The 25,793-nt window shown below is 61.3% G+C and carries 26 protein-coding genes; 6 read left to right on the forward strand and 20 right to left on the reverse strand.

Annotated elements, in window-relative coordinates; genetic code table 11:
* Positions 1-74 precede the first annotated feature (74 nt).
* The 7 genes from bamA to C8D77_RS25050 form a co-directional block, all read right to left on the reverse strand.
* Positions 75-2,438, reverse strand: coding sequence for an outer membrane protein assembly factor BamA (bamA, locus tag C8D77_RS25020; RefSeq protein WP_109669041.1), 2,364 nt, complete (start codon positions 2,436-2,438; stop codon positions 75-77).
* A 217-nt stretch (positions 2,439-2,655) separates the two neighbouring features.
* Positions 2,656-3,798, reverse strand: a complete 1,143-nt coding sequence (gene rseP / locus C8D77_RS25025; RefSeq protein ID WP_109669044.1) for an RIP metalloprotease RseP — start codon at positions 3,796-3,798, stop codon at positions 2,656-2,658.
* A gap of 104 nt (positions 3,799-3,902) precedes the next feature.
* A complete protein-coding gene (locus C8D77_RS25030; protein ID WP_109669046.1) occupies positions 3,903-4,718 on the reverse strand; it encodes a phosphatidate cytidylyltransferase in 816 nt (271 codons plus the stop codon).
* The gene (locus tag C8D77_RS25035) at positions 4,715-5,449 is read right to left on the reverse strand and encodes an isoprenyl transferase (protein ID WP_109669048.1); all 735 of its coding nucleotides are present in this window, start codon (positions 5,447-5,449) and stop codon (positions 4,715-4,717) included. The genes C8D77_RS25030 and C8D77_RS25035 overlap by 4 nt, the downstream gene beginning before the upstream one ends.
* Before the next feature lie 34 nt (positions 5,450-5,483).
* On the reverse strand, positions 5,484-6,038 hold the full coding sequence (gene frr, locus C8D77_RS25040; protein ID WP_013531759.1) for a ribosome recycling factor: 555 nt from the start codon (positions 6,036-6,038) through the stop codon (positions 5,484-5,486).
* Between the two features lie 107 nt (positions 6,039-6,145).
* On the reverse strand, positions 6,146-6,868 hold the full coding sequence (gene pyrH, locus C8D77_RS25045) for a UMP kinase (protein WP_091574801.1): 723 nt from the start codon (positions 6,866-6,868) through the stop codon (positions 6,146-6,148).
* 149 nt (positions 6,869-7,017) lie between these two features.
* Positions 7,018-8,124 carry an aldo/keto reductase gene (locus tag C8D77_RS25050; RefSeq protein WP_109669050.1) on the reverse strand — a complete coding sequence of 369 codons (1,107 nt, stop codon included), beginning with the start codon at positions 8,122-8,124 and terminating at the stop codon, positions 7,018-7,020.
* A 113-nt stretch (positions 8,125-8,237) separates the two neighbouring features.
* Between C8D77_RS25050 and C8D77_RS25055 the strand changes: the two genes are divergently transcribed.
* Complete coding sequence (locus C8D77_RS25055; protein WP_109669052.1) at positions 8,238-9,164, forward strand: LysR family transcriptional regulator; 927 nt, start codon at positions 8,238-8,240, stop codon at positions 9,162-9,164.
* Positions 9,165-9,185: 21 nt separating this feature from the next.
* On the opposite strand, the gene tsf is transcribed toward C8D77_RS25055, so the two are convergent.
* The 5 genes from tsf to C8D77_RS25080 all read right to left on the reverse strand — a co-directional run bounded on the left by tsf (position 9,186) and on the right by C8D77_RS25080 (position 13,787).
* Complete coding sequence (tsf, locus tag C8D77_RS25060) at positions 9,186-10,106, reverse strand: translation elongation factor Ts (protein ID WP_109669054.1); 921 nt, start codon at positions 10,104-10,106, stop codon at positions 9,186-9,188.
* A gap of 109 nt (positions 10,107-10,215) precedes the next feature.
* A complete protein-coding gene (gene rpsB, locus C8D77_RS25065; RefSeq protein WP_023812937.1) occupies positions 10,216-11,004 on the reverse strand; it encodes a 30S ribosomal protein S2 in 789 nt (262 codons plus the stop codon).
* Between the two features lie 203 nt (positions 11,005-11,207).
* Entirely contained in the window at positions 11,208-11,486 is a 279-nt protein-coding gene (locus C8D77_RS25070; RefSeq protein ID WP_109669352.1) for a DUF4031 domain-containing protein, read from the reverse strand.
* Between the two features lie 58 nt (positions 11,487-11,544).
* The gene (locus C8D77_RS25075) at positions 11,545-12,843 is read right to left on the reverse strand and encodes a lysophospholipid acyltransferase family protein (protein ID WP_109669056.1); all 1,299 of its coding nucleotides are present in this window, start codon (positions 12,841-12,843) and stop codon (positions 11,545-11,547) included.
* Between the two features lie 116 nt (positions 12,844-12,959).
* A complete protein-coding gene (locus C8D77_RS25080; protein ID WP_109669059.1) occupies positions 12,960-13,787 on the reverse strand; it encodes a cell envelope integrity EipB family protein in 828 nt (275 codons plus the stop codon).
* A gap of 138 nt (positions 13,788-13,925) precedes the next feature.
* On the opposite strand from C8D77_RS25080, the gene C8D77_RS25085 reads away from it, so the two are divergent.
* The 4 genes from C8D77_RS25085 (at position 13,926) to C8D77_RS25100 (ending at position 16,932) form a co-directional block, all read left to right on the forward strand.
* A complete protein-coding gene (locus C8D77_RS25085; protein ID WP_109669061.1) occupies positions 13,926-14,390 on the forward strand; it encodes a RidA family protein in 465 nt (154 codons plus the stop codon).
* Between the two features lie 14 nt (positions 14,391-14,404).
* Entirely contained in the window at positions 14,405-15,133 is a 729-nt protein-coding gene (locus C8D77_RS25090) for a glycerophosphodiester phosphodiesterase (RefSeq protein WP_109669354.1), read from the forward strand.
* 56 nt (positions 15,134-15,189) lie between these two features.
* On the forward strand, positions 15,190-16,404 hold the full coding sequence (locus C8D77_RS25095; protein ID WP_109669063.1) for a GNAT family N-acetyltransferase: 1,215 nt from the start codon (positions 15,190-15,192) through the stop codon (positions 16,402-16,404).
* Between the two features lie 99 nt (positions 16,405-16,503).
* The gene (locus C8D77_RS25100; RefSeq protein ID WP_109669065.1) at positions 16,504-16,932 is read left to right on the forward strand and encodes an HIT family protein; all 429 of its coding nucleotides are present in this window, start codon (positions 16,504-16,506) and stop codon (positions 16,930-16,932) included.
* A 3-nt stretch (positions 16,933-16,935) separates the two neighbouring features.
* On the opposite strand, the gene C8D77_RS25105 is transcribed toward C8D77_RS25100, so the two are convergent.
* From C8D77_RS25105 to C8D77_RS25125, 5 genes are all read right to left on the reverse strand, one after another.
* On the reverse strand, positions 16,936-17,838 hold the full coding sequence (locus C8D77_RS25105) for a phosphatase PAP2 family protein (RefSeq protein WP_245489019.1): 903 nt from the start codon (positions 17,836-17,838) through the stop codon (positions 16,936-16,938).
* A 135-nt stretch (positions 17,839-17,973) separates the two neighbouring features.
* On the reverse strand, positions 17,974-18,573 hold the full coding sequence (locus tag C8D77_RS25110) for a chloramphenicol phosphotransferase CPT family protein (RefSeq protein WP_109669067.1): 600 nt from the start codon (positions 18,571-18,573) through the stop codon (positions 17,974-17,976).
* Between the two features lie 63 nt (positions 18,574-18,636).
* A complete protein-coding gene (gene clpA / locus C8D77_RS25115; RefSeq protein ID WP_109669069.1) occupies positions 18,637-21,105 on the reverse strand; it encodes an ATP-dependent Clp protease ATP-binding subunit ClpA in 2,469 nt (822 codons plus the stop codon).
* Positions 21,106-21,111: 6 nt separating this feature from the next.
* On the reverse strand, positions 21,112-21,441 hold the full coding sequence (gene clpS / locus C8D77_RS25120; protein WP_056587551.1) for an ATP-dependent Clp protease adapter ClpS: 330 nt from the start codon (positions 21,439-21,441) through the stop codon (positions 21,112-21,114).
* 296 nt (positions 21,442-21,737) lie between these two features.
* Positions 21,738-22,067: a phasin family protein gene (locus C8D77_RS25125; RefSeq protein WP_109669071.1), complete on the reverse strand. Its 330-nt coding sequence runs from the start codon at positions 22,065-22,067 to the stop codon at positions 21,738-21,740.
* A gap of 283 nt (positions 22,068-22,350) precedes the next feature.
* Between C8D77_RS25125 and C8D77_RS25130 the strand changes: the two genes are divergently transcribed.
* Positions 22,351-23,781, forward strand: a complete 1,431-nt coding sequence (locus C8D77_RS25130) for a D-alanyl-D-alanine carboxypeptidase (protein WP_109669073.1) — start codon at positions 22,351-22,353, stop codon at positions 23,779-23,781.
* Positions 23,782-23,827: 46 nt separating this feature from the next.
* Here C8D77_RS25130 and C8D77_RS25135 read toward each other — a convergent pair whose 3' ends face one another.
* From C8D77_RS25135 to C8D77_RS25145, 3 genes are all read right to left on the reverse strand, one after another.
* Positions 23,828-24,526, reverse strand: coding sequence for a DnaJ domain-containing protein (locus tag C8D77_RS25135; RefSeq protein ID WP_109669075.1), 699 nt, complete (start codon positions 24,524-24,526; stop codon positions 23,828-23,830).
* Positions 24,526-25,257 (reverse strand): vWA domain-containing protein, encoded by a 732-nt coding sequence (locus C8D77_RS25140; RefSeq protein ID WP_109669077.1) that lies wholly within the window; start codon positions 25,255-25,257, stop codon positions 24,526-24,528. Before C8D77_RS25140 ends, C8D77_RS25135 begins: the two co-directional genes overlap by 1 nt.
* Positions 25,258-25,341: 84 nt before the next feature.
* The gene (locus C8D77_RS25145; protein ID WP_109669079.1) at positions 25,342-25,779 is read right to left on the reverse strand and encodes a DUF1489 family protein; all 438 of its coding nucleotides are present in this window, start codon (positions 25,777-25,779) and stop codon (positions 25,342-25,344) included.
* Positions 25,780-25,793: the final 14 nt, after the last annotated feature.

A 25,793-nucleotide genomic window follows, 5' to 3' on the forward strand; every position in this document is an offset into this window, starting at 1 on the left:
CCAGAAGCTATATCCAGCTAGGTCGGAACATTTCTCCCGGACCTGAAAGACCCGGGAGCATCGTTAACCGCCGATCAGAAGCGGGTCGATATGCCGAAGTTGAATTCCTGCACGTCGTCGCGCGCTTCCTTCTTGACCGGGATCGCATAGTCGATACGGATCGGGCCGAACGGCGACGCCCACATCAGGCCGAGGCCGACCGAGGCGCGCAACTTCAGGTCGGTCGACTCCTGAGCAACGCTCGTGATCTTGCTGCCGTAGAGTGTAGCCGCGTCGGCAAACACGGCGCCGCGCAGACCAAAGCTTTCCGGAATGACCGGCAGCGGGAACTGGGCTTCCGCGGAGGCATTGAAATAGGTGGTGCCGCCGAGATGGTCACCCGTGAGAGGATCCACAGGGCCAATGCCACCATAAGCAAAGCCACGGATCATGCGGTCGGTGCTCTGGAACTGATCGAAGATACGCAGATCGCCGTCGCTGCCGTAGCCTTGCACATGTCCTGCGCCAGCCGAAATGAGGCCCACCAAGTCAAACTGTTCTGACAGCGTCTGGTAGATACTGCCGCGTCCGGTCACCTTCACATACTTGGCATCGCCGCCGAGACCTGCAAATTCAGCCGTTGTAGTGGCGTAAATGCCTTCGTGTGGGTTCTTCATGTCGTCGATTGTGTTGTAGACCAGCCCAAGGCTAATCGACGACTTGATCCACGGACTTTGCTCTATACCATCTAGGATGGCTGTAGAAACACTACACTTTGAGGGATCATAGACGCCGGCGGTTACGCAGCCATCATCCAGCTTATACTTCTCTTGCGAAATATTATACGCAAGCTGGGTCGAGATGCTGTTGGTGATCGGCAGGCCGAAGCGCACCGTCGCACCCAGGGTATCGCTGTCGTAGTGATCGTAATTTCTCGTCTGCTTGAAGACGTCGAAGCCGGCGGCGATGCGCCGTCCGAGGAAATAGGGCTCTGTAAACGAAATGCTGTAGTCGCGCGAATTCTTGCCACCGCCAGCTGACAGCTTGATGAACTGGCCACGGCCGAGGAAGTTGCGCTCGGTGATCGATCCTTCGACCGACGGACCGGCCGTGTCGCCACCGGTCGAATAACCGGCGCCGACCGAGAATTCACCGGTCGACTTCTCGACCACGTCAACCACCAGCACGACTTGGTCGGGCTGCGAGCCCGGCACTGTCGAAATATCGACTTTGTCAAAGTAATTGAGGGCTTCCAGGCGCTTTTTCGCGCGCTGGATGAGCACCTGGTTGAAGGCATCGCCTTCGCTGACGTCGAACTCGCGGCGAATGACATAGTCACGCGTGCGGTCGTTGCCGCGGATCTCGATGCGCTCGATATAGGCCTTGGTGCCTTGGTCGACCGTGTAGACCACAGAAATGGTGTGGTTCTCGAAATTGCGGTCGCCGCGTGGCGTCACCTGCGCGAAGGCGTAGCCGGAACCGGCCACCTTCTCGGTCAGGGCGATGATGGAATCCTCGACGTCCTTGGCGTTGTAGACGTCGCCCTTTTGGGTCTCGACCACAGATTCCAGCGACTTGCTGTCGACTTCCGGGATCGTGCTTTCGACGCTGACGTCACCGAATGTGTAGCGGTCGCCTTCCTGGACGGTGATGGTGACCGTGTACTTGTTCGTCGCGCTGTCGAGTTCGCCGACAGCGGATACGACCTGGAAATCGGCGTAACCGTGATTGTAATAGAAGCGGCGCAGCAGCTCTTGGTCAGCGCGCAGCTTGTCGTCGTCATAGACGTCGTCGCGCAGGACGAAGGAAAGCCAGGACGAACGCTTGGTATTGATGACATCCGACAGGCGGCGGCTGGAATAGGCGCTGTTGCCGACGAAATTGATCGCCGCGATCTGCGTGCGATCGCCTTCGGTAATGTTGAAGACCACGTTCACGCGGTTGTCGCCAAGCTGCATGACCTGCGTGGTCACAGTCACATCGTCGCGGCCGATGCGTTTGTAGGCAGCCTTGACCGATTCGACGTCGGCATCGAGTGTCGCCTGCGAGAACGTCCCGCGCGGCTTCAGCTGCACCGCCGCCGCAAGCGCGTTGTCCTTGAGCTTCTTGTTGTTCTGGAACAGCACCTGGTTGACGACCTGGTACTCGGCAACCTTAACCACCAGTGTCGAGCCGACCTGGTTGATCTGCACATCCGAGAACAGGCCGGTGCCGAACAGCGCCTTGACCGCACTGTCGATATCGGAGCTGGAGAAGGCCTTGCCCGGCTTGATGGCAATGTAATTGCGGATGGTGTCAGCGTCGATACGCTGGTTGCCGCTCACTTCAACTCTGCTGACGACAGCGGCTTCGGCCGCCGATGTGGCAACGAACTGCACTGCGAGCGCGCCTGGCACGACAAGAGCCGCGGACAGGGTCACCGCGGACGCGGCGCTCAGAAACTTGGATGCTGCCTTCATCGGGCTTAATAACCTTTTCTCGTAGTCCCCACGGCGAGAAAACCGGACGTGCGGTAATTTCCCCTACCGTATTAACCGGATTTTCCCTACACGCAAGGCTTCTGGTTAATTTGTATTTACTTAACCCTGCGGCGTGGCTTTCGCGTCACTCATATCCCCGTGCATGGTAAACGGTGTCTCAACATCGTCCATGCGGAAGCCAAATTTCTTCATGATTTCAGCACCCAAACAGATCGTTCCAGAAAACGAACCCCATGAAGCACAGCACCAGAAGCAACCCGGCCCGATAGGCCATTTCCATCATCCGTTCCGACACTGGACGGCGAATGACGGCCTCCACCCCGTAGAACAAGAGATGGCCGCCGTCGAGGGGGGGAATCGGCAAAAGGTTTAGAAACCCGATACCAACGGACAGCATTGCGACCAGTTGCACGAGCCATTCGAACCCTAGTTTCGCCGCCTTGCCGGCCATGTCGGCGATCTTCACCGGGCCGCCCAGCTGACATTTGTCCTCGCGCCCAACAACAAAGCGCTGCAGGAACTGGCCCGTGCGCTGGATGACGTGACCGGTTTCCTCGACCGCCGCCGCGACCGCTCCGACCGGCGTGTAGGTGATGAGCCGCGGCTGGCCGAGTTCCTTGTTGTTGACGACACCGATCACGGCGACCTTGACCTTGTTGCCGAGCGCGTCTTCCTGTTCCATCAGCCGCGGCGCCGCGGTCACCGTGACCTCCTTGCCGTCGCGCAGCATGACGAAGGTGATGGTGTCGTCGGCGCGGCCCGAGACCAGGCGCTGGACGTCGCCAAAGGTTTCGACCTTGTTGCCGTCGACGCTGACGAATCGGTCACCGGGCAGGATGCCGGCCTTCGCCGCCGGGCTGTCGGCGGTCACCTCGGCCACCATGGGCTCCGCGACATAACGGCCATAGGTGGTGAACAGCACGGCAAAGACGACGATCGTCAGCAGGAAATTGAACAGCGGCCCGGCCACCACGGTCGCCGCGCGCTTCCAGATCGGCTGCGTGTGAAAGGCGACCTTGCGCTCCGCCTCGGTCAGCGTTTCGATCTCTGCCGAAGTGGGCTGGCTCGAGGTGGCATTCATGTCGCCGACAAATTTGACATAGCCGCCAAGCGGTATCGCGCACAGTTTCCAGCGCGTGCCGTGGCTGTCGTTGAAGCCGAAGAGTTCCGGGCCGAAGCCTATCGAGAAGGCCTTGACGCCGATGCCGCACCAGCGCCCGACAAGGTAATGGCCCATTTCATGGACGAACACGACCACGGTCAGCACAAACACGAACGGCACGAGCGTTCCGAGGACAAAGCCTTCTGTGCTGAAAAGCGCGTGAAGAATCTCGTTCAAGACAAACCCTCAAATTCTTCCACGGCGCAGAGTGTGCCGTGACTGTGACACCAATCCGGACGAATCCAAGGCGCACCGCGCATCGGACCCTGAAATGGCACCACTCAAACGGGAAACAGCCCCTGCGCCGGATGATCGGCGGTCGCCGAGATCCAACCGATGACGTATAGGGCGAAAGCCGCCGCGACAAGCCCATCGACACGATCCATGACGCCGCCATGGCCTGGGATGAGCGCACCCGAATCCTTGCGGCCGTGGCGGCGCTTGACCCAGGATTCAAACAGGTCACCGGCCTGGGAGACAATCGATAGCACGAGCGCCACAAGGCCGAGCAATGCCAGATTGCCGACACCAGCAGCGGCAGCGAGGACCAGCCCCGCGACGACGCCACCAACAGCGCCGCCGAGCGCGCCGCTGCGTGTCTTGCCAGGCGAGATCGCCGGCGCCAGCTTCGGTCCCCCAACCGCTCGGCCGACGAAATAGGCAAAGATATCGGTGGCCCAGACGACCGCGAACAGGAACAGGATGGCAATGAGGCCCGAGCGGTCGCCATCGCGCAGCAAGGCGAGCGACAGGCCTGAGACCGCGGCATAAGCAAGGCCGCTCGCATCCCACTGCCCAGTCTTGCGAACCGAGGCGGCAATCGCCGTTGCGGCAACCATGACCACGACAAGCGGCAGCAGCCAGGAGGTGGCAAGGCCGGCAAGCAAGACGCCAATGAAGACAACCAGCAGCGCTTCCGGCAGGAAACCCAGACCCGCGGCCCCGGTCGGGCGCGACATACGGGTCCATTCATAGAAGATCACCACCACCATTGCGGCGCACAGCAGCCGGAACGGCAGACCGCCGAGCCAGGTCAAACCAAGGGTGATGATGGCAAGCACGACAGCCGAAATGACACGCAGCTGGAGATTGCTCATCCTGCGGCCGGTCGCGAAGCAACGGCCTGGGTCCCAAGTCCGCCGAAACGGCGTTCGCGGCTGGCAAATTCGCGCAAGGCCTCGGCAAGGTGCTCGCGGCTGAAATCGGGCCAGTAGCAAGGCAGGAAGACGAGCTCGCTATAGGCGGCCTGCCACAGAAGGAAGTTCGACAGCCGGAGTTCGCCACTGGTGCGGATGACAAGCTCCGGGTCGGGAATGCCATGCGTGTCGAGAGCGCCGGCAAAACTCTCGGCGGTGATCGCCTCGCTGTCGAGTTCGCCACGCGCCACGGCCGACGCAAGCTTTTGCGCCGTGCGAACGATCTCGTCGCGTCCGCCGTAGTTGAAGGCGATCACCAGCGTCAGTGATTCATTGGCGGCAGTCAGCGATTCGGCCTCGTCGAGCAGGCCCCTGATGTCGGACTGCAGCCCTGCCCTGTCGCCGATAATCCTGACCCGCACGCCGCTCTGGTGCAATTCGGCCAGGTCGCGGCGGATGAACATTTTCAGGAGACCCATCAGGTCGCTGACCTCGGACTTCGGCCGCGACCAGTTCTCCGACGAGAAAGCGTAGACGGTCAGGTAGGAGATGCCGAGTCCGGGTGCTGCGCGCACCGTCTTGCGCAGCGCCTCGACACCGGCACGATGGCCCGCAAGACGAGGCATGCCACGCGCCTTGGCCCAGCGTCCGTTTCCGTCCATGATGATCGCGACATGCGCGGGCGTTGCCATGTTCTCGCTTTCGGGTCAGCCGCTGGCCAAGACCCTAAACCTGCATGATTTCAGCTTCCTTATCGGAAAGCAGGTGGTCGATGGTGCTGATCGTTTCGTCTGTGAGTTTCTGGACCTGATCCGAGCGCTTGCGCTGATCGTCCTCGCTGATGTCGCCGTCCTTCTCCGCCTTCTTCAGAAAGTCCATGCCGTCGCGGCGCACATGGCGCGCGGCGACCCGGGCATTCTCGGCGTAGGTGTGCGAGATCTTGACCAGCTCCTTGCGGCGCTGTTCGTTGAGTTCAGGCAGTGGAATCCTGAGGTTGGTTCCGTCGACGATCGGGTTGAAACCCAGATTGGATTCGCGGATAGCGCGGTCGACCGCGCCGACCATCGACTTGTCCCAAACCGATACCGAGATCATGCGCGGCTCCGGCACCGAGACGTTGGCGACCTGATTGATCGGCATGGTGGTGCCATAGGCCTGCACCTGGATCGCATCGAGCAGATTGCTGGAGGCGCGACCGGTCCGCAGCGAAGCCAGATCATGCTTGAACGCGGCGATCGCCCCATCCATGCGCCGCTTGAGATCGTCGTACTCACCACTCATCTCTATCTCCTCGACCCGTCTAACGCGGGTTCAATGCTTCGGGGCAAGGCCCCGTATTCGAGCCTGACTTTCGAAAACCGGCTTCCCTTTCCGGATCAGGCCCTCGATCAATCGTCCGCGACGACCGTGCAGCGGCCGCCGCCCCTCAGAATATCGCCGAAACCACCTTTTTCGTGGATCGAGTAAACGATTATCGGAATGTTGTTTTCGCGCGCAAGTGCAATCGCTGCCGTATCCATGATGGAAAGACCACGTTTTATGACTTCGCCATGGCTGATGCGCTCGAAACGCGTCGCATTCGGGTCCTTCTTCGGGTCCGCCGAGTAGACGCCGTCGACCTGAGTGCCCTTGAACAGCGCGTCGGCGCCGATCTCAGCCGCACGAAGTGCGGCGGCCGAATCAGTGGTGAAGAACGGATTGCCGGTGCCGCCGGCAAAGATCACCACCTTGCCCTGGTTCATGTAGGCAGTCGCCTGGCGCTGCGAAAAGCTCTCGCAAAGTTCGGGCATGGCGATCGCCGAAAGCACCACGGCGTCGACACCGATCTTGTTCAATGACGTGCGCAACGCCAGCGAATTGATCACCGTGGCAAGCATGCCCATGTGATCGCCGGTGACACGGTCGCCGCCCTTGGAGGCAACGGCCACGCCGCGAAAAATGTTGCCGCCGCCGATGACGACGCCAACCTCGATGCCCAGTGCACGCGCCTCGGCGATGTCGCCGGCGATGCGATCGACGACCGAAACGTCGATGCCGAAATGCTGTTCGCCCATCAATGCTTCGCCCGACGCTTTCAGCAAAACACGTCGGTAGAGGGGCTTCACCGTCATCTGGGCCTCTTCATTTTGCATGTGGCGCGTTCCGGGTGGCTACCCTCGCGCAGGCGCCGCCCCGAAACAATGGCGCGATGCCGTGTTCCGATACACGAAGGGCGCCGCGATGTCACGCGGCGCCCGACCCGGAATTCCCTCGCCTTTTGTCAACTCACGCCGGCAAAAGCACCTTCCATGAGCAGGTCCGGGAAGTAGCCCGCCGGCTTGTCGCCGACCGCCTGACCGCCGGTGAGGCCGCCCTGGATTTCCGGGCCGAAGAACGAGTACGGGAACGGCGTGACCGGCTGGCTGACAGCGTCGAGCCTTGCCAAAAGCTCCTTGGGAACCTCGAAATCGAGCGCGCCGAGATTGTCCTTGAGCTGATCGAGTCTCGTCGCACCGATGATCACCGAAGCGACACCGGGCCGTGTGGCGGCCCAGTTCAAGGCGATTTGGGCCATGCCGCGGCCAAGCTCACCGGCAATTTTTTCCAGTTCGGCAACGATTGCCCAGTTGCGGGCGGTGAATTTCTGGAAACCGGGATTGGTCGAACCGCGCATCGTCTCCAGTCGCCCGCCCGCCTTGCTGATTGTATCTGAACGATATTTGCCGCTCAGCAAGCCGCTGGCCAGCGGGCTCCACACCATGATGCCGGCGCCGTAGCGCGTGCCGAACGGCACGAATTCATGCTCGATGTTGCGCTCGGCCAACGAATATTCGAGCTGCAGCGCCGAAACCGGCTCGTAGCCGCGCTGTTCGGCGATGGACTGCGCCCTGCTTGCGTACCAGGCGGGGACGTCGGAGAGGCCGACATGCCGGATCTTTCCGGCGCGCACCAGATCGTCCAGCGTCCGCATCACCTCTTCCGGTGAAGTCAGCCTGTCCCAGGCATGCAGGATATAGAGGTCGATATAATCGGTGCCGAGCCGTTTCAGCGAGCTTTCGACGGCGCGGATGATGTTCTTGCGGCCGTTGCCGCCGGCATTCGGATTGCCCTGCTCCAGATTCATGCTGAACTTGGTGCTGATCACCGCCTTGCCGCGCAGGCCGCGTTCGGCAATGAACTCGCCAAGCCAGGTCTCGGAGGTACCGCCGGTATAAGCGTCGGCCGTATCGAAGAAATTGCCGCCTGCCTCGACATAGGCATCGACCAGGACGCGTGCCGTATCCTTGTCGGCGCCCCAGCCCCATTCGGTGCCGAAGGTCATGGTGCCGAGCGCCAACCGGGTGACACGCAGCCCGCTGCTGCCAAGGGTGTAGTAGGACATGGTCATGGAACGTCTCCTTGCTGCTTCGCCAAACGGCGTTGATGCAGCGTTAGATGCCCCAGCTCACTTCGTTTGATAATGTTGCATTATCTGCATGAACTATGCGATATCATGCATGAATGGATCGCGATCTGCTGGGCCATCTTCCCGTCATCGTTGCCGTGGCCCGACGCGGCGGCTTTGCGTCCGCGGCGGCAGAGCTTGGCATGAGCCCTTCGGCGGTCAGCCATGCGGTCAGACTGGTGGAGGAGCGCATCGGCCAGCCGCTTTTTGCCCGCACGACGCGGAGCGTCTCACTGACCGAGGCCGGTCAGGCGCTTGTCGCGACGGCGGAGCCGGCGCTGCAGGATATCGCGGAGCGGATGGAGCGTATCCGCGGCATCAAGGGTCGCCCGGCCGGACTGCTCAGAATCAACGTTTCGCATGTCGCCGTCCCGATGGCGGTGACGCCAGTGGTGACGGCCATGGCGGAGCGCTATCCGGATGTGACGGTGGAAATCTTTGCCAACGAAGGGTTGGTCGATATTGTCGGCGAAGGCTTTGACGCCGGCATCAGACTTGGCGAAATGATCGCGCAGGACATGATCGCGATCCGGATGACACCGCCCTTCCAGGTAATCATCGTCGCTTCGCCAGCCTATATCGGCCGGCGTGGTCGCCCGCGCAGCCTGGCCGATCTCGCCGCCCACAATTGCATCGGCTACCGCCTGGTGCGATCCGGCGCGCTCTATCGTTGGGATTTGACGGAGGACGGCAAGGACGTGGCCGTGGAAACGCGCGGCACCGCCGTCGTCACCGACTCCCTTGCCGCCATCGACCTGGCGCTGTCGGGGATGGGACTGGCCTATGTGTTCGAGCCGCTGGTGCGCGCCGACCTGGCCGCCGGTCGACTTGTCCAGGTGCTGCCGCAGTCGGCAATCGAGGAACCAGGCCTGTTTCTCTACTTTCCGCGCCGGGCGGCGATGGCGCCGAAGCTGCGCGCCTTTGTCGACATCGCACAAGAAATCGGCCGGACGCCCTTGCGAGCGCCCGGCCGAGTTGCCTGAGCCGAAAAGCCGGTTGGCGGCTTACTTCTTGACCGCAGCCGCGACTTCCGCCGCGAAATCGGTTTCTTCCTTCTCGATGCCCTCGCCCAGCGCAAAGCGCAGGTAAGCGGTGATCTTGGCCGGCGCGCCGATGTCCTTCTCGGCATCCTTCAGCGCCTTCTCGACGGTGATGTCGGGATTGAGCACAAAGGCCTGCTTCAGGAGCACAACCTCTTCGTAGAACTTGCGCAGACGGCCTTCGACCATCTTCTCGATAATGGCTTCCGGCTTGCCGGACTGGCGCGCCTGGTCGGAGAAGATCGCCTTCTCGCGTTCGACCGCGGCCGGATCGATCTGCTCTGCGGTCAGCGCCATCGGATTGGTGGCAGCGACATGCATGGCGACCTGACGAGCGAAGGCATTGGCCGCATGCTCGTTGCCCGTGGTCTCGATGGCGACCAGAACACCGAGCTTGCCAAGGCCATCGGCAACCGCGTTGTGGACATAGGTCGCGACGGCACCGTGCGGAACGGTCAACTTGGCAGAGCGGCGGAAGCCCATGTTTTCGCCAATGGTGCCGACAGCGTCCTTGATGGTGTCGGCAACCGACTTGTCCGAACCGGGATACTTTGCGGCGGCTACAGCCTCTGTCGTGCCATAGGCCAGAGCGACCTTGGCAACGTTGGCGACGATTTCCTGAAACGCGGCGTTGCGAGCAACGAAGTCGGTCTCGGAATTTACTTCTACGACGGCCGCTTCGCGAACGCCGGAATCAACACCAATCAGGCCCTCCGCTGCAGTGCGTCCAGCCTTCTTGTCGGCTTTGGAAATACCCTTCTTGCGCAGCCAGTCGACGGCCTCTTCCATGTTGCCGTTGGTCTCGGTCAACGCCGCCTTGCAGTCCATCATGCCCGCGCCGGTCAAGTCGCGGAGTTCTTTGACCTGTGCAGCCGAAATGCTCATTGTCGCCTCTTTGTTTTAAATGCACCGACGCACCATCGGTGTTCGATGGTGCGTCTGTTTAGCGTGCCAAAATATGAGAAAGATGAAGGCCGCAACCGGCCTTCGATTATCAAGCTTCGGGGGCTTCCGACGCTGGGGCCGGGGCCGGGTCGAGCGCAGGTTCGACCGGAGCTTCGACCGAAGCGCCGATGTCGACGCCGAGCGCGCCCTGCTGGCGGGCGATGCCGTCGATCGCAGCCTTGGCGATCAGGTCGCAATAGAGCTGGATGGCGCGGGCCGCGTCGTCATTGCCGGGGATCGGGAAGTCGATCTTGTCCGGATCGCAGTTCGAATCGATGATGGCGACAACCGGGATGCCGAGGCGCTTGGCCTCGAGGATGGCGATCGCTTCCTTGTTGGTGTCGATGACGAACATCAGGTCGGGCGTCGAGCCCATGTCCTTGATGCCGCCCAGCGCCTTGTCGAGCTTCTCGCGCTCGCGGTCGAGGTTGAGACGCTCCTTCTTGGTCAGGCCCTGGGCTTCGCCGGCCAGCATCTCGTCGAGCTTGCGCAGGCGCTGGATCGAGTTCGAGATCGTCTTCCAGTTGGTCAGCATGCCGCCGAGCCAACGCGAGTTGACATAGTACTGGGCCGAACGCTGTGCCGCATCGGCGACGATGTCGGACGCCTGGCGCTTGGTGCCGACGAACAGCACACGGCCGCCCTTGGCGACGGTGTCGGAAACCTGCTTCAGCGCCTGGTGCAGCAAAGGCACCGTCTGCGAGAGGTCGATGATGTGGATGTTGTTGCGGGCGCCATAGATGTAGGGCGCCATCTTCGGGTTCCAGCGGTGGGTCTGGTGGCCGAAGTGAATGCCAGCTTCCAAAAGCTGGCGCATGCTGAAATCAGGCAGTGCCATTCAAAGTTCCTTTCCGGTTAGCCTCCACGGACACAGGCATTTTTGGACTTTGTCCTCGAACGCCACCGGAGGTTTCAGCCGGATTTCTCCCGGGCAGACACCAAAGTCCGTGTGTGGAATGAGCGCGCATATAGAGGGGATGCGCAACAAACGCAAGCGCCACGGGATCTGTAGTGCCGCGTGCGACGATCCGCACCCTGCTGTCAGCGCTTTATCTTCCCGTTCGGCACCCGAACCCGCCGGAAGACCGCGACGATCTCCTCGCGGCTGCATTCGGTGGCGCCAAGCCGCACCGCACGGTCGCGCTCGAAGCCGGTTATGTCATAATGCGGCGCCGATGTCTTGGGCGGCCCCTGGTAGGATGAACGCTTGATACCGAGCTGTGCGGCAAAGCGATGCAACTCGTCGGTGTCGTCGGCCAACAGATGGCACCAGCGATGGCCGGCCCAGTTCCAGATCGCTGCGTCGACATAGACTGCCATGAAGCTTGCTGTCTGCCTTCCATCCGTCACGACAGTCGGCCACATGGCCCGTCGGATGTCAGCGACGATAGAATGGATTCGGATAGAAAATGAAGCTGCCCTTGGCTGCAAGCTCGGTCACGGTGCTGGTGACGGTTTCCTGCATGCGACGGTGCAGCTCGGCAACCGCATCGTCGATCGAGCCAGCATAGGCATGCAGGCCGATCGCCTCCGGCACCCGGATATAGGCGCAACGCGGCCCGGCCGGCTGCGGAATGAACCGGTTCATCGTGTCGCGCAGTCCGCCCCGGCAATAGTCGTTGCGGATACGCTTCAGGTGTTCGGCGATCTCCTCCTGGGTGATGCGCGGGTTGGCCGAGGCCCAGGGCCCAACACGTTGCAACCTCTGGACCGCGTCGGCGAGCGTGCGGACCTGCTTTTGCCCTTCCGCATCGCCGGTGTTTTCGCGCTGCCAGCGACGCGCCCGCCGCAGAAGCTCGGTGGTGTCGGTGATGGCAGCTTCGGGTGAGATACTTTCGCCGAGCCGGCGGGCGAGTTCGATGATCAACCCCTGCTGGCGCTCGGCATAGGTCTGGCCTTCGTCAGACGGCATGCCCCATGCGGCTTCGTCGCGGGTCAGCAGCGTCGAATAGATATGGTGGATGCGCTGCGGCAGCGTGTCGGTCGCGTGGCGTTCTATGTTCAGGCTTTTCTCGACATAGGCGCATTCCTTCGCCAGCGCCGCTTCGACATTCCCGGTGAAGGCAAGTTTCCAGACGACTGGCGCGATCCAGACCTTGAAATCGGGATCCGTGGCCCGGCCGCGCTTGAGGGCCTCAAGCCCCATCTCGACGGCACCCGACAGCAACGGCGCGACGATATTGGCGTGCCAGCCAACGCCGCCTTCGGGATGCAGCAGCACGCCATGACCTTTCAAGGCCCAGGCGACGGAGTGTTCCTTGGCTGCCCCGCTGTTGCCGGGAATCTGGGCGATCAGGTTGTTGGCCAGCCAGAATTTCTGCATCAGCCGGCCGAGACCGTTGACGACACCGTTCGTCGCCCAGGAGGCAGTGAGCGGGCTGACCTGCGACACGATCTCCTTGTCGATCATCCAGTCGGTGAAGAATTCGGGATGGTTGGGCGTGATGAAAGTCGCCTTCCCTGCCCCGCAACTGGCCTTCAGCCGTTCGAGGTCAGCGTCGGGAAAGGCGATGTGACGGACATTGGCGACGCCGCGCAGACCGGCCAGGCGGTTGAACGGCAACAGATCACGAAATCCGGGAATGCCGTGCAGCATGACGATCCGGTTGACGGATGTCATGGCTCTGATCAGTGCCGGGTTGGGCCGCGGCGCCACGAAGACATCGATCTTGCTCAAGCTGCTCCCCCTTGCGCCTGGACGCTGGGATAGAGGTTGAGAGACGATTGCGGCACGTTCAAGTCGTTCGACACGGCCACGCCGTGCCGAGGTTAATCAACCGGCCGGATGAAGCCCTATTTTGCCGGGCAGGGTTTCGTCTGGTCGAACAGCGACAGGTTGACCAGCTTGCCGGTCATCGAGAAGTCGCCATAGTCCATGACGAGATCGCGGGTGATGCCGTTCTCATGCAGCTTGAAGCTGATGCGGTATTCCGGCACCTCTTCGCCTGTCTTGTCGGTGTCGTCGAAATAGGCGATGTCGACCGGCCAGTATTTGTCGGTGGCGAGCTTCGCCAGTGCCGGAGCCTCCGGGTCGGCCTTGTCGGAATTGGTTTTCTTGCCGACGACGACGGTGGTGGTCATCACCTTGTTGGCGTCTTCGGAACCGTCGAACAGGTTGGTTTCGTAGAAGTTCTCGCCCTTTTCGGCCTTGCCGATCAGTTCGACTAGGTGCTGGGTCGGGAATTGGGTGCTCGCCAGCTCGACGCTGTTCTTTTCAGGCTTGTCGATATCGACCTTCAGGCCCTTGGTCTCTTTCGTGGCGACGCCCTTGACCTCCTTGTCGAGGTTCTGGTCGACGAAGGATTTCGTCACGAATGAAAACGTCTTGCCTTCAGCGTCCTCGAAAGTGGTCGTCTGCTGATCCGTCAGCCTAGTGTTGTCGGCAGTGACGATCTGGGTGACGAAGCGGAATTTCACCGTATAGCCTTCGCAGGCCGAGCCGTTGAACTCATAGACCATGCGGCCGGATATGCCTGTGATGCCGGACTGATCGGACGCCTTCTTGAGGGTAAGGTCGTAAACGGCGCGGTGGGCTTGCAGCGCCGGCACGGCAAAGGCTGGGCCTATCGAGAAGACCCCCGACAACAGGACGGCATGGAATGCAAGGCGCGTTGCGCGCATGAGGTACTCCGATCGTCGCGGCTAATGGCAAGCCGCAGGGAAAGATGGTCCAGCTTAAAAAAAGTCGTGGCGGAAGCGAGGCAAAAATAGCAATTTCGGCCCGGCCCGCGCGGCGTCACCAAGCAATAGGGAAATACCATGAGTGAAACAATCGAAAAGCGGCTAAGCGATCTGGGCGTGGCGCTTCCTGTCGCCGCCGCGCCCGCCGCCAACTACGTGCCCTATTGCAGGACCGGCAATTTGCTGTTCACCGCCGGCCAATTGCCGCTCAAGGACGGCAAGCTGCAGGCGAGCGGGCTGCTTGGCCGCGATGTCGACACGGCAGGCGGCAAGGACGCCGCAAAGTACTGCGCGATCAACATCCTGGCGCAGGCCAAGGCAGCGCTCGGCGACCTCGAGAAGATCCGCCGGCTGGTGAAGATCACCGTTTTCGTCGCCTCGACACCTGAGTTTGTCGAGCAGCATCTGGTTGCCAACGGCGCCTCAGACTTCCTGGTCGCGGCACTTGGCGAGCGCGGCAAGCATGCCCGTTCCGCTGTCGGCACGGCCTGCCTGCCGCTTAATGCCGCAGTGGAAATCGAAGCCATCTTCGAAGTCGAATGAGCCAGGGGACGATCATGACCGACATATCCTGGCTGACCGCCCGGCCCGTCGCCCATCGCGGCTTTCACGACATGAACAAGACGCGCTGGGAAAACACGCTTTCCGCTTTCACGGCGGCGGCCGAGCGCGGCTATGCGATCGAATGCGACGTGCACCTGTCGTCGGATGGCGTTCCCGTGATCATTCATGATGACGATTTGCAAAGGCTGACCGGCCAGGACGGTTTCGTCTGGCAACGCACCGCGGCGGAACTTACGGCGCTCAAGGTCGGCGGCACATCGGACCACCTGCCGACGCTGCAGGAAGCGCTCGACCTGATTGACGGCCGCGTGCCTATGGTTGTCGAGCTGAAAGGGATTCCCGGTCGTGACGAAGGCCTGGTGGCCAGCGTCGGCAAGATGCTCAAGCGCTACAAGGGCAAAGCCGCGATCATGTCGTTCGACCATTGGCTGATCCGCGATTTCCCGAAACACGCGCCGGGCATTCCGGGCGGACTGACCGCCTACGGCAAGGACGTCAAGCTGATCGAGGCGCATTTCGCCATGCTGGCGCACGAGATCGCCTTCACTTCGTACGCCGCCGGCGACCTGCCGAACCGGTTCGTCAGCTTCGTGCGTGAAAAGCTGAAAATGCCTGTTATCACCTGGACCGTGCATGACCAGCCCGCGGTCGACCTGACCTTCAGATATGCCGACCAGATGACGTTCGAAGGGTTCGAACCCGATCTGGTCAAAGTCGCCTGAAGTCGAGTGTCTGAAATGTGACTTGTACCAAGCCGGACGGAGCTTAAATAAGCCTCATGGATCAAGGCGATGAGGGCGATGGCCAGACAGCAAATGCGGACTATTCAATCCGCGTCGCCGCTGGCATCGGCGCTTTCACATGCGACGAATGGAACAGCTTTGCCGAAACTACGCGCGGCGATGCAGAAACCAATTACAATCCTTTGGTTTCCTTCGCTTTTCTGAGTGCACTTGAGGATTCCGGATGCGCCGTGCGGCGCACCGGTTGGCAGGGCCACCACCTCAGGCTGGAAGATGGGCAAGGCAGATTGCTGGGCGCGGTGCCCTGTTATCTCAAATCGCACAGCCAGGGCGAATATGTGTTCGACCATGGCTGGTCGGATGCGTTCGAGCGCGCCGGTGGCCGCTACTATCCAAAACTGCAAAGTGCTGTGCCGTTCTCCCCGGTCACCGGCCCTCGCCTGCTGGTCACCAAGGGCGAGGATATCGTCACCGTCAAGGCCGGTTTGGCGGCAGGCCTGAAGGCGGTGACGCAAAAACTCGGTGTTTCTTCCGCGCATGTCACCTTCGCGCAAGAGGGCGACGTGGAGGTGCTGGAAGCGGCAGGTTTCCTGCACCGCACAGACCAGCAATTCCATTTCTTCAACGAAGGCTTTTCAACCTATGACGACTTCCTCGCTACCCTTGCCTCGCGCAAGCGAAAGGCGATGAAGAAGGAAAGGCGCGAGGCGCTTGCCGACGGCATTTCGATCGACCGGCTGACCGGCAAGGATCTCACTGAGAAGGCCTGGGACGATTTCTTCGCCTTCTACATGGACACCGGCAGCCGCAAATGGGGCCGGCCCTATCTCAACCGCCAATTCTTTTCGCTGATCGGCGAGCGCATGGCCGACGACATCCTGCTGGTGATGGCCAGGCGCAACGGGCGCTATATTGCCGGCGCCATCAATTTCATCGGCTCCGACGCACTCTATGGCCGCAACTGGGGTTGCATCGAGGACCATCCCTTCCTGCACTTCGAGGTCTGCTACCACCAGGCGATCGACTTTGCCATCGAGCGCAAGCTGAAGGTGGTCGAGGCAGGCGCGCAGGGCGAGCACAAGCTGGCGCGCGGCTACCGGCCGGTGACCATGCATTCCGCGCACTACATTGCGCACCCCGGCCTGCGCAACGCCGTCGCCGACTATCTCAGACGCGAGCGGCAAGAGGTGGAGCGGATGGGCGAATATCTCGAAGAGCACACCCCGTTCCGCAAGGATCTGGAGGAGTAGCAACAGGGCTGCCCTGATGAGCAGGGTCGACTTCGCCGGGTCGTCTTGCCGACTTTCGACGGCTTCGCTACACGAAAGGCACAATCCGGAGCGTTCGCCATGGCCGCCTATGACACCGACAACATCTTCGCGAAGATCCTGCGCGGCGAGATTCCCTCGCAACGCGTCTACGAGGACGAAGCGGTCATAGCCTTCATGGATGTGATGCCGCAGGGGCCCGGCCATACGCTCGTGGTGCCGAAGGCACCGTCGCGCAACTTGCTCGACGCCGATCCGTCAATTTTCGGCCCGCTCTTCACCGTCGTTCAGAAAGTGGCGCTGGCGGTGAAAAAGGCCTTCGGCGCCGACGGTGTCACGATCCTTCAATTCAATGAGCCGGCCTCGGGGCAGACCGTCTATCATCTGCATGTCCATGTTATCCCGCGCTTCGATGGCATCCCGCTGAAACCGCACACTGGCGGAATGGAGAAGCCGGAAGTGCTGGCCGAGAGCGCCGAAAAGATACGGGCTGCGCTGGCCGCGCGGTGACGCTTAGCCCTCGGTTGTCAGCGCCTCGCATTTGGCCCTCGACAATGGCCGTCGCTGCTGTGCTTCGAATGCCCGCAGGCCCAGTCGCCAGCAGGCTATTGTAATCACCGCGCCGCCGAACACATCCATCAGATTGTGCCCGCCATGGATAAGAATTGCCGGCACCAACGCGGTGTTGGCGAGGATCAGCGCGAAACGAGCAAATGGATACGGCCAGATTGCGAAAAGCGACATCAGCGCCATGACCGTGTGGAACGACGGGAACCCTATGAGCCCTGTCGCCCGAATGGCTGAAATGTCGTTGATGCCATAAACCAGCAGGCGATTCAATTCCGCCCCGTAGGCGGAATTGACCACGGGTCCAACAATGCGATCGATTTCAGGGTCCAAGGTCCAGTAGGCGGAAGCGCCACTGGACGGAAACAGCGCCCAGCAAAAAATAGTGGCCAGCGCGGCAAACACCGCCGCCAGCATGGCAGCGTGAAGCTGCTTCCGATCGTTGGCCATGCCCAGGAAGAGAAAGACAAACAGGATCTGAGCCAGCGTCAGAGTATAGACCTGCCTCAGCGTATCCGAGAGAAGCGGGTATTGAGAAATCCATGCACAGGCGTCTGGCCACGAGTAACCGAACCAGGAGTCGATCCACACCAAGGTGGCGTCGATCGGCGCTGAATGCCGTGGCAAGAGCAGAAGGTTGAACAGCGAGGCAACAACTGAAAAGAGGATGAACAGCGCCAGAGCATGCGCAGTGAGCGCGATCCGCTCCGCTTTGCGGACCCGGCGATAGAATTGGCCGAGAGCGGTCATGACAATGGCAAAGCCGATGGAAAAAACATGGCTGTCAAGCGCAACGGTGACGTCCTTGACCCATGCAAGGAAAAAGCAGACGGCGACTAGCGCCAACACAATAGTCAGTATTGTCCGCTCTGCAGGTAGTAGGGTCATGCTTGAAACATGACCAATCATCGTTAATCAAGAGTGAAAATGGAAGCAGGAGTGGTCAAGAACTCCTGTGAGAATCCTATCGAGAATATAAGAACCTCAGAAAGCCATTGAATTCGAATTTTCTAATATAAGCTTCTCCCGAATTATATCAGCGCACTGGGCAGAGTTCAGAAGTGACGTATCGACTTCGAGATCGTACACGCCTGGCCGATGCACCTCTTCCTGCCACAGACGCACGGGCAATGGCGCGGGATCGTCAGCCGAGGCGGTCACATATCCCTTGTCCGCGGCGCTGGCCGCACGCCTCTCCATGATGATTTCGATCGGGCAGCGAACGCCGACAAGCAGCACCGGCAGGCCGGCGAGACGGCGGGCGCAATCGACGAGGCAGTTAAGGGGTTTCGAATAGGCATCGTGGTGGCCGACATCCGCAACGACATTCAGCCCCAGCCGGCTGTGAGCGGCTATCGATTCGTAGAGCGCTGCGTACAATCCGGGCACGACGCTTTCAAGATCCGGACGCTCGCCACCCGGCCGCAGCCCAATTCCAGGCTGATAGCGTGCCGGCGTGGCCTGCTCGTAAACGTCAACACCGAGATTGATCCAGACGCCATCGAAACTCTCCTGAATAGCTCTGGCGATGCTTGATTTTCCCGATCGCGGCGCGCCGTTCAAGATGATGATCTGGCCAACCATGCGTCACCTCGTGTTCCAATGGAAAAAGCCCCGTTTCCGGGGCTTTTTCGACTTTCGTAAGGCTCAGTTCTTTCGGGGCAGTTGCGGCACGAGGCTGCGCTTGCCGCCGTCCTTGCCCTTGGCCTCGGGCTTTGGCGCCACCAGCTTCTTGGCCGCGGGCTTTTTCGCGACGGCCTTTCTGGGCTTCGGCGTTTCTTCCGGCTCTTCCTTCTTCGGCTTCACCGGCGCCTCGTCGGCGAGCGATTCGAGCTTCAGGCCGGTCTCGCCGGTTTCCTTCTTCTCGACGGTGACACGCACCGTGCCGCCCTTCTTGAGCTTGCCGAACAACACCTCGTCGGCTAACGGCTTCTTGATGTGCTCCTGGATGACCCGGCCGAGCGGCCGCGCTCCCATGCGCTCATCATAGCCCTTGTCGGCGAGCCAGGCGATCGCATCCGCCGACAGGTCGAAGGTGACGCCACGCTCGGAAAGCTGTGCCTCGAGTTGCATGACGAACTTCTGCACCACCTGATGGATGACCGGAACCGGCAGCGAGCCGAACGGGATGATCGCATCGAGACGGTTGCGGAACTCCGGCGTGAACAGCCGGTTGATCGCCTCGACATCATCGCCTTCGCGCTTGGTCGAACCGAAACCTATCGCCGCGCGCTGGGCATCCGACGCACCCGCATTGGTGGTCATGATCAGGATCACATTGCGGAAGTCGATCTGCTTGCCGTTGTGGTCCGTCAGCTTGCCGTGGTCCATCACCTGCAACAGGATGTTGAACAGGTCCGGATGCGCCTTCTCGACTTCGTCCAGCAACAGCACGCAGTGCGGATGCTGATCGACGCCGTCGGTCAAGAGGCCGCCCTGGTCGAAGCCGACATAGCCGGGAGGAGCACCGATCAGCCGCGACACGGTGTGGCGTTCCATATATTCCGACATGTCGAAGCGGATCAGCTCGACGCCGAGCGACGCGGCCAACTGCTTGGCCACTTCGGTCTTGCCGACGCCGGTCGGGCCGGAGAACAGGTAGGAGCCGATCGGCTTCTCCGGTTCGCGCAGTCCGGCACGTGCCAGCTTGATCGCCGAGGTAAGCGCACTGATCGCGGTATCCTGGCCATAGACGACGCGCTTCAGCTCGATATCGAGGCCTTGCAGCACCTTCTCGTCGTCGGCCGAAACCGTCTTCGGCGGGATGCGGGCCATGGTGGCGATCGTCGCCTCGATCTCCTTGATGCCGATGGTCTTCTTGCGCTTGGCTTCCGGCACCAGCATCTGCGAGGCGCCGGTCTCGTCGATCACGTCGATCGCCTTGTCCGGCAGCTTGCGGTCGTTGATGTAGCGTGCCGACAGCTCCACCGAGGCCTTGATCGCCTCGTTGGTGAACTTCACCTTGTGGAATTCCTCATAATAGGGCTTCAGGCCCTTCATGATCTCGATGGCGTCCTCGATGGTCGGCTCGTTGACGTCGATCTTCTGGAAGCGCCGCACCAGGGCACGGTCCTTCTCGAAGAACTGGCGGAATTCCTTGTAGGTGGTCGAGCCGATGCAGCGGATCGCACCCGACGACAAGGCCGGCTTCAACAGGTTGGACGCGTCCATGGCGCCGCCTGATGTGGCCCCTGCCCCGATGACCGTGTGGATCTCGTCGATGAACAGCACGGCACCTGGATAGTCCTCGAGCTCCTTGACGACCTGCTTCAGCCGTTCCTCGAAATCGCCGCGATAGCGCGTGCCGGCAAGCAGCGTGCCCATGTCGAGCGCGAAGATGGTGGCGTTGTGCAGCACTTCGGGAACGTCGCCCTCGACGATGCGCTTGGCCAGGCCCTCGGCGATCGCCGTCTTGCCGACGCCGGGGTCGCCGACATAGAGCGGGTTGTTCTTGGAGCGGCGGCACAGCACCTGGATGGTGCGGTTGATCTCGGACTCGCGGCCGATCAGCGGATCGATCTTGCCGGCCTTGGCCTTGTTGTTGAGGTTGACGCAATAAGCGGTCAGCGCATCCTGCTGCTGCTTCTTCTTGCCACCTTCCTCTTGCGGTTCGGCGCCGTTCTGGCCGCCCTGCTCGTCATCGGCGCCGCGCGGCGAGCGTGTCTCCGACGCACCCGGACGCTTGGCAATGCCGTGCGAGATGTAGTTGACCGCGTCGTAGCGGGTCATCTGCTGTTCCTGCAGGAAATAGGCGGCATGGCTCTCGCGCTCGGCGAAGATGGCGACGAGCACGTTGGCGCCCGACACTTCCTCGCGGCCAGACGACTGGACATGGATCACCGCGCGCTGGATGACGCGTTGGAAACCGGCCGTCGGCTTGGAGTCCTCGTCGTAACCGGTGACGAGGTTGTCGAGCTCGGTGTCGATATAGGTGAGCACCGTGTGCTTGAGCTCATCGAGATCGACATTGCAGGCGCGCATGACGGCGGCCGCCTCGGTGTCGTCGATGAGCGCGAGCAGCAGGTGTTCAAGGGTTGCATATTCATGGTGCCGCTCATTGGCGAGCGTCAGCGCCTGGTGAAGCGCCTTTTCCAGGCCTTGGGAGAAAGCCGGCATGTTACCTCACTTCTTCTCCATCACGCATTGCAGCGGATGCTGATTCTGTCGGGCGAAATCCATGACCTGGGACACTTTGGTCTCGGCCACCTCGAATGTATAGACCCCGCACTCGCCCACTCCATGATTGTGAACATGAAGCATGATGCGTGTGGCGGCTTCGCGGTCCTTCTGGAAAAAACGCTCCAGCACGTGAACCACGAACTCCATGGGCGTGTAGTCGTCGTTGAGGATGAGGACCCGATAAAGGCTGGGCTTCTTGGTTTTGGTTTTGGTGCGCGTGATGACGGCCGTCCCACGGCCGGCCTCATTGCCGTTGCCGTCGCCGTTTTGCATCCGCGCCACGTGTCTCGTGGCAGTCAAACCGATCGTCACGTATTCCTGCCTCTTTCGAATCCCCATGCGAGTTCGACATGTAGGTGTTCGATGGACGATTTTAAGCCCTTCTGTTTAGCTGACAATATGGCTAGGTGACCAAACTTGGACGATTTTCGCAATCGTGAAGGGGCGCGAGGCCCTGGAGTGGAAATCGGCATGAAAAAACCCGGCTGCGTTTCCGCAGCCGGGTTTTGGCCCGGACCCAAAGGGCCGGATTTGGGTCACATCAGGCGAAATGACTTCGCCCGGCGAAATTACTTCGCCTTGGCAACGATTGATTCGAACGGCTTGTAGGCTTCCTTGGCGAGTTCGGCATAGAGGTCGCCAATCTTGGTGGCCTCGGCGACGAACGCCTCGTAGGACTGCTTGGCGTAATCCGACTGGATCTCGATCGCCTTTTCCAGCGACTTGGCCGAAATCAGCTTCTCCACGGTGGCGCTGCCGGCTTCAAAACTTTTCTTGGTGTATTCGCCAGCCTCGGTCGCGATCGCCTGCGCGCCCTTGGAGAGGGACGCAAAGCTCTTCAATCCGGTGTCGGCGAACTCTTTGCCGTATTTGCTGAAGTCCTCATAGGTCTGGGTCATTTCGCGATTCCCTTGACGGTTGAGGCGTCCTTCTTCGGGGCGCCCTTGTGCAATGCAAGATAATAATTGTGCGCCGCACAAAAGTCAATATTTTACTGGCGTGCGGACCCGCCTGCACAGCCAATGGCTAAAAATCGAATAAAGAGAGCTTCAAGCCCGAAGAAAATGGTGAACGCGGCGGTTACCATAAACGGATTGGTAACGCTGCCCCGGTAGCTTGGCCGGAAGCGAGGCAGGACCCTTTGCCGCCTCCAGCGCAACGAAGAATTCAAGGGAAGTACCAGTGCGTAAGGCGTTGTTGGGCATCGTTTCCAAATCCACCTCCCCTCTCAAGACGATCGTGATCATCGCCATGGCGATGACGTTCGTTTGTGGCGACGTCGTCTCATCGCTGGCAGCGAGGCAGGCGGCCATTGTCGTGGACGCCAAGACTGGCAAGGTGCTCTACTCCGCGGATGCCAACGGCAGGCGCTATCCGGCCTCGCTGACCAAGATGATGACGCTCTATCTGACCTTCGAGGCGCTGGCGAAGGGCAAGATCAGCAGGAACTCGCCAGTCGTGTTTTCGGCCCATGCATCCGCCGAGGCGCCGACGAAACTCGGGGTGAAGCCGGGCGATTCTGTTACGGTCGAGACCGCGATCCTGTCGATCGTCACCAAGTCGGCGAATGACTCGGCCACCGCGCTAGGTGAAATGCTCGGCGGCAATGAACCTACTTTTGCCCGCATGATGACCGCCAAGGCGCGGGCGCTGGGCATGACCGGGACCGTCTTCCGCAACGCCAACGGCCTGCCCGACCCTGGCCAATTCACCACCGCGCGCGACATGGCGACGCTCGGCATCGCGCTGAGGGAGCACTTCCCGCAGTATTACGGCTATTTCTCGCAGCGTTCCTTTCTTTACGGGCGCCAGCGCATCAACGGCCACAACCGCCTGCTCGGACGCATCAAAGGCGTCGACGGCATCAAGACGGGCTACACTCGCGCCTCCGGCTTCAACCTCGTCTCGTCGGTTGCCGATGGCAATCGCCGCATCGTCGGCGTGGTCATGGGCGGCACCTCCGGCGGCAGCCGCGACAACCAGATGGCCACGTTGATCAACACCTATCTGCCGAGGGCATCGACCCGCGGCGGCGGCGATCTGGTCGCCAAGGCCAGCGGCAACAACCCGATCACCGCGCTTGCCAAGGTCCTCCTGCCCAAGCACGACGCGCCGACGCCGGACGACAAGCCGATGGTCGAAGACGATGCCGTGGCGTCCAACGACGATCCTACAACTGCGGACGCTACGGACGCGACCGATGAGCAGACAACGGCCGCGGTCGAGGAGACAGCGCCCGTGGTCAAGACCAGGAAGGTCAAGACCGTCATCGTGTCGGCCCCTCAAATTGCCACGGCCCAGGTCGTCGCTGCCTATGCCGAGCCAACTCCGGCGGCCGTCGACCCGGTCAACACAGCGTCGGTGCCGTCGGGCTGGGCCATTCAGGTCGCGTCTTCGCCAAAGCAGTCCGAAGCCCAGGCCTTCCTCGACAAGACCACCAAGCAGGCACCCAAGGTGCTAGCCGACGCGTCCGGCTTCACCGTCGCCTTCGACAAGGACGGCGTCACCTACTACCGCGCCCGTTTCGGCGGCTTTGGTTCGAAGACCGCGGCCTGGAAGGCCTGCACCGCTTTGAAGAAGAAGAACATCGAGTGCTACGCCGTCCAGCAGTAGGACGGCGTGGAAGTCATCTCCCGGAAAAGTTCTGCATCGAAGGAGACTAGTTGTGATTGGAGAGCAAGACGTCCTTGGCTTCATTAATCCGCGCCGCCAGGAAAGACGTGCCGCCGATATCGGGGTGCAGGCGTTGCATCAGGCGGCGGTGCGCCTTGCGGACATCCGCCGCGGCGGCCCCCGCTTCAAGACCAAGGACCTTGTAGGCCTCCTCCTTAGTCATGGCGCCCGGACCTGGCGCAACACCCAGCCCTTCACCACCGTTCGTCTCAGTGTTTTTGCGCCAGACGGGAAATCTGCCGTCAAGATACGTCTCTAGCAGCTGCCGGCTCTCCGGATCGCCGGAGAGTTCCCGGAAGAGATGCTGCAACTCCGCCAGGCCCATCGCGCCAAGCATCTTGCCTTCGTGGCGGCCAGCCAGGACCAGTCCTTCAAGGCCGCCGGTATCGTGATCGAGTTCCATCTCGAGCGCTGCGGTGCGCACCGTCGAACGCTTGCCCGGCGCGAGCTTTGCCGGCGGCCGCTTCATCCGCATGGAACCATACCAGGCGATTGCCGCCGACAGAATTATGCCCCCGATGCCTTCGCGCCCGACCACAACCATAGCGATGCCGACCAGCCCCAGAAGGACCGGCCCGAGTGTCTTCATGCCGCTGGCCAGTTTTGCTGGGTCGGCGCGGAGGAAGATCGTGGCCGCGCCGAGAAGCACCAAAAATAATGCTACCAATGCGATGATTGCGCCCATCAGTCCCCGCCACCCCGCAGATGCTCGATCATCAGCCGGTCTTCCGGCCTGCCTCTGGCCTCAAGCGCCTTCAGTCCGCCGGTTGCAAACACCGCAACCGCCGAAAGCAGCCCTGCCAGGGTCGTTGCAGCCCGCCGATCAAATCGGAACCAAGCCCCTTTGGACAACCGCGCGATTTCCTTGAACGCCTTTTCTGCGCCGGAATCATGACCTTCCTGGAAGACGAAGACAGGAACGCCATGCAAGCCGAGGCTGCCGGCCTTTTCGGCCAGATCGTCGATATCCTCTTCCATCGCATCGCCGATATAGACCAGCGCATTGACCTTGGCGGCCGCCGTCTGTTTCAGCGCGTGCGCCAGCACCTTGCCGATCTGGGTGTGGCCGCTGCGGCATTCGATCCGCGTCATCAGCTGCTTCAAGGCATTGGTGTCGCTCACGAAAGCGGACGAACGGCACTCGCCGAGACCGCGAAAATAAACCAGCTGCACGCTGAGGGTTCCGGCCTTGCCGACGGCGTCGAACATCTGGCCCTGCAGCGTGCAGGCCAGATCCCAGGTCGGCTGGCGGCTCATCGTCGCGTCGAGGGCAAGGATCAGCCTGCCCGAACCGGTCGCCGACGCGGCAAGTGTCCTCGCCTGACGAATGAAGGCGTCGATCTCGCCGGCGTTGGATTGAGGCTTGATCGGCGCAGGATTGGCCCTCGCGGGCACGGGCTGCTTCTTGTCGCTCATAAGAACAAAGATGTGGCGTTGCTACATCGCTTGCAAGTCCCACATCGGGTGGCACAAAGGGCCAGACGGTGATGCCACCTGGGGTCAGAGCAGGCCGAGGTCGGCAAGCTCGCGCCTGAGTTTCGGCGGCATCTCGATCAGCCCGGCCTTGCCCTTGCCGAGATCAAGCGGCGCGTCGGCCGGCTTCAGATAGCGCCAGCCCTGAAAAGCCCGGCGCGGCTGCCAGTCGGTTCGTACAACCTCGGGGTCGAGAATCAGGTGGCAGCGGCCGATGCCTTCACCGTCGGTGAACGGCCGAATCTCGGTGATCAGCTGGCGGCACTGCACATTGCCCTTGATCACCCAGTAAAGCGAACCGCCATCGGTAACCTCGGCGCCGCGCGTCGGCATCATGCGGGTGGTGTGATATTGCTCGACCGGCTCCCCGGCGCGCCGCCGCTCGTCGAGGCGGAAGGCAATCCACTCTTCGAGATCCTCGACGCTGTCGCAGCCGACGCACAGTTTTAGGAGATTGAGAGCCATTCGCTAAGGTTAGT

It is taken from the genome of Mesorhizobium loti (assembly GCF_003148495.1).
GTDB classification, from domain to species: domain Bacteria; phylum Pseudomonadota; class Alphaproteobacteria; order Rhizobiales; family Rhizobiaceae; genus Mesorhizobium; species Mesorhizobium loti.

Coding starts and splice junctions, on each gene's coding strand:
- C8D77_RS25030 (WP_109669046.1), bottom strand. CDS start 4,718: ATGAGCAATCTCCAGCTGCGTGTCATTTCGGCTGTCGTGCTTGCCATC.
- C8D77_RS25110 (WP_109669067.1), bottom strand. CDS start 18,573: ATGGTTGGCCAGATCATCATCTTGAACGGCGCGCCGCGATCGGGAAAA.
- C8D77_RS25145 (WP_109669079.1), bottom strand. CDS start 25,779: ATGGCTCTCAATCTCCTAAAACTGTGCGTCGGCTGCGACAGCGTCGAG.
- clpS (WP_056587551.1), bottom strand. CDS start 21,441: ATGCAAAACGGCGACGGCAACGGCAATGAGGCCGGCCGTGGGACGGCC.
- C8D77_RS25050 (WP_109669050.1), bottom strand. CDS start 8,124: ATGACCATGTCCTACTACACCCTTGGCAGCAGCGGGCTGCGTGTCACC.
- rpsB (WP_023812937.1), bottom strand. CDS start 11,004: ATGGCACTGCCTGATTTCAGCATGCGCCAGCTTTTGGAAGCTGGCATT.
- C8D77_RS25090 (WP_109669354.1), top strand. CDS start 14,405: ATGACCGACATATCCTGGCTGACCGCCCGGCCCGTCGCCCATCGCGGC.
- C8D77_RS25035 (WP_109669048.1), bottom strand. CDS start 5,449: ATGGCAACGCCCGCGCATGTCGCGATCATCATGGACGGAAACGGACGC.
- C8D77_RS25095 (WP_109669063.1), top strand. CDS start 15,190: ATGGATCAAGGCGATGAGGGCGATGGCCAGACAGCAAATGCGGACTAT.
- C8D77_RS25080 (WP_109669059.1), bottom strand. CDS start 13,787: ATGCGCGCAACGCGCCTTGCATTCCATGCCGTCCTGTTGTCGGGGGTC.
- pyrH (WP_091574801.1), bottom strand. CDS start 6,868: ATGACGGTGAAGCCCCTCTACCGACGTGTTTTGCTGAAAGCGTCGGGC.
- bamA (WP_109669041.1), bottom strand. CDS start 2,438: ATGAAGGCAGCATCCAAGTTTCTGAGCGCCGCGTCCGCGGTGACCCTG.
- C8D77_RS25085 (WP_109669061.1), top strand. CDS start 13,926: ATGAGTGAAACAATCGAAAAGCGGCTAAGCGATCTGGGCGTGGCGCTT.
- C8D77_RS25140 (WP_109669077.1), bottom strand. CDS start 25,257: ATGAGCGACAAGAAGCAGCCCGTGCCCGCGAGGGCCAATCCTGCGCCG.
- C8D77_RS25100 (WP_109669065.1), top strand. CDS start 16,504: ATGGCCGCCTATGACACCGACAACATCTTCGCGAAGATCCTGCGCGGC.
- frr (WP_013531759.1), bottom strand. CDS start 6,038: ATGAGTGGTGAGTACGACGATCTCAAGCGGCGCATGGATGGGGCGATC.
- tsf (WP_109669054.1), bottom strand. CDS start 10,106: ATGAGCATTTCGGCTGCACAGGTCAAAGAACTCCGCGACTTGACCGGC.
- C8D77_RS25055 (WP_109669052.1), top strand. CDS start 8,238: ATGGATCGCGATCTGCTGGGCCATCTTCCCGTCATCGTTGCCGTGGCC.
- C8D77_RS25125 (WP_109669071.1), bottom strand. CDS start 22,067: ATGACCCAGACCTATGAGGACTTCAGCAAATACGGCAAAGAGTTCGCC.
- C8D77_RS25070 (WP_109669352.1), bottom strand. CDS start 11,486: ATGGCAGTCTATGTCGACGCAGCGATCTGGAACTGGGCCGGCCATCGC.
- clpA (WP_109669069.1), bottom strand. CDS start 21,105: ATGCCGGCTTTCTCCCAAGGCCTGGAAAAGGCGCTTCACCAGGCGCTG.
- C8D77_RS25135 (WP_109669075.1), bottom strand. CDS start 24,526: ATGGGCGCAATCATCGCATTGGTAGCATTATTTTTGGTGCTTCTCGGC.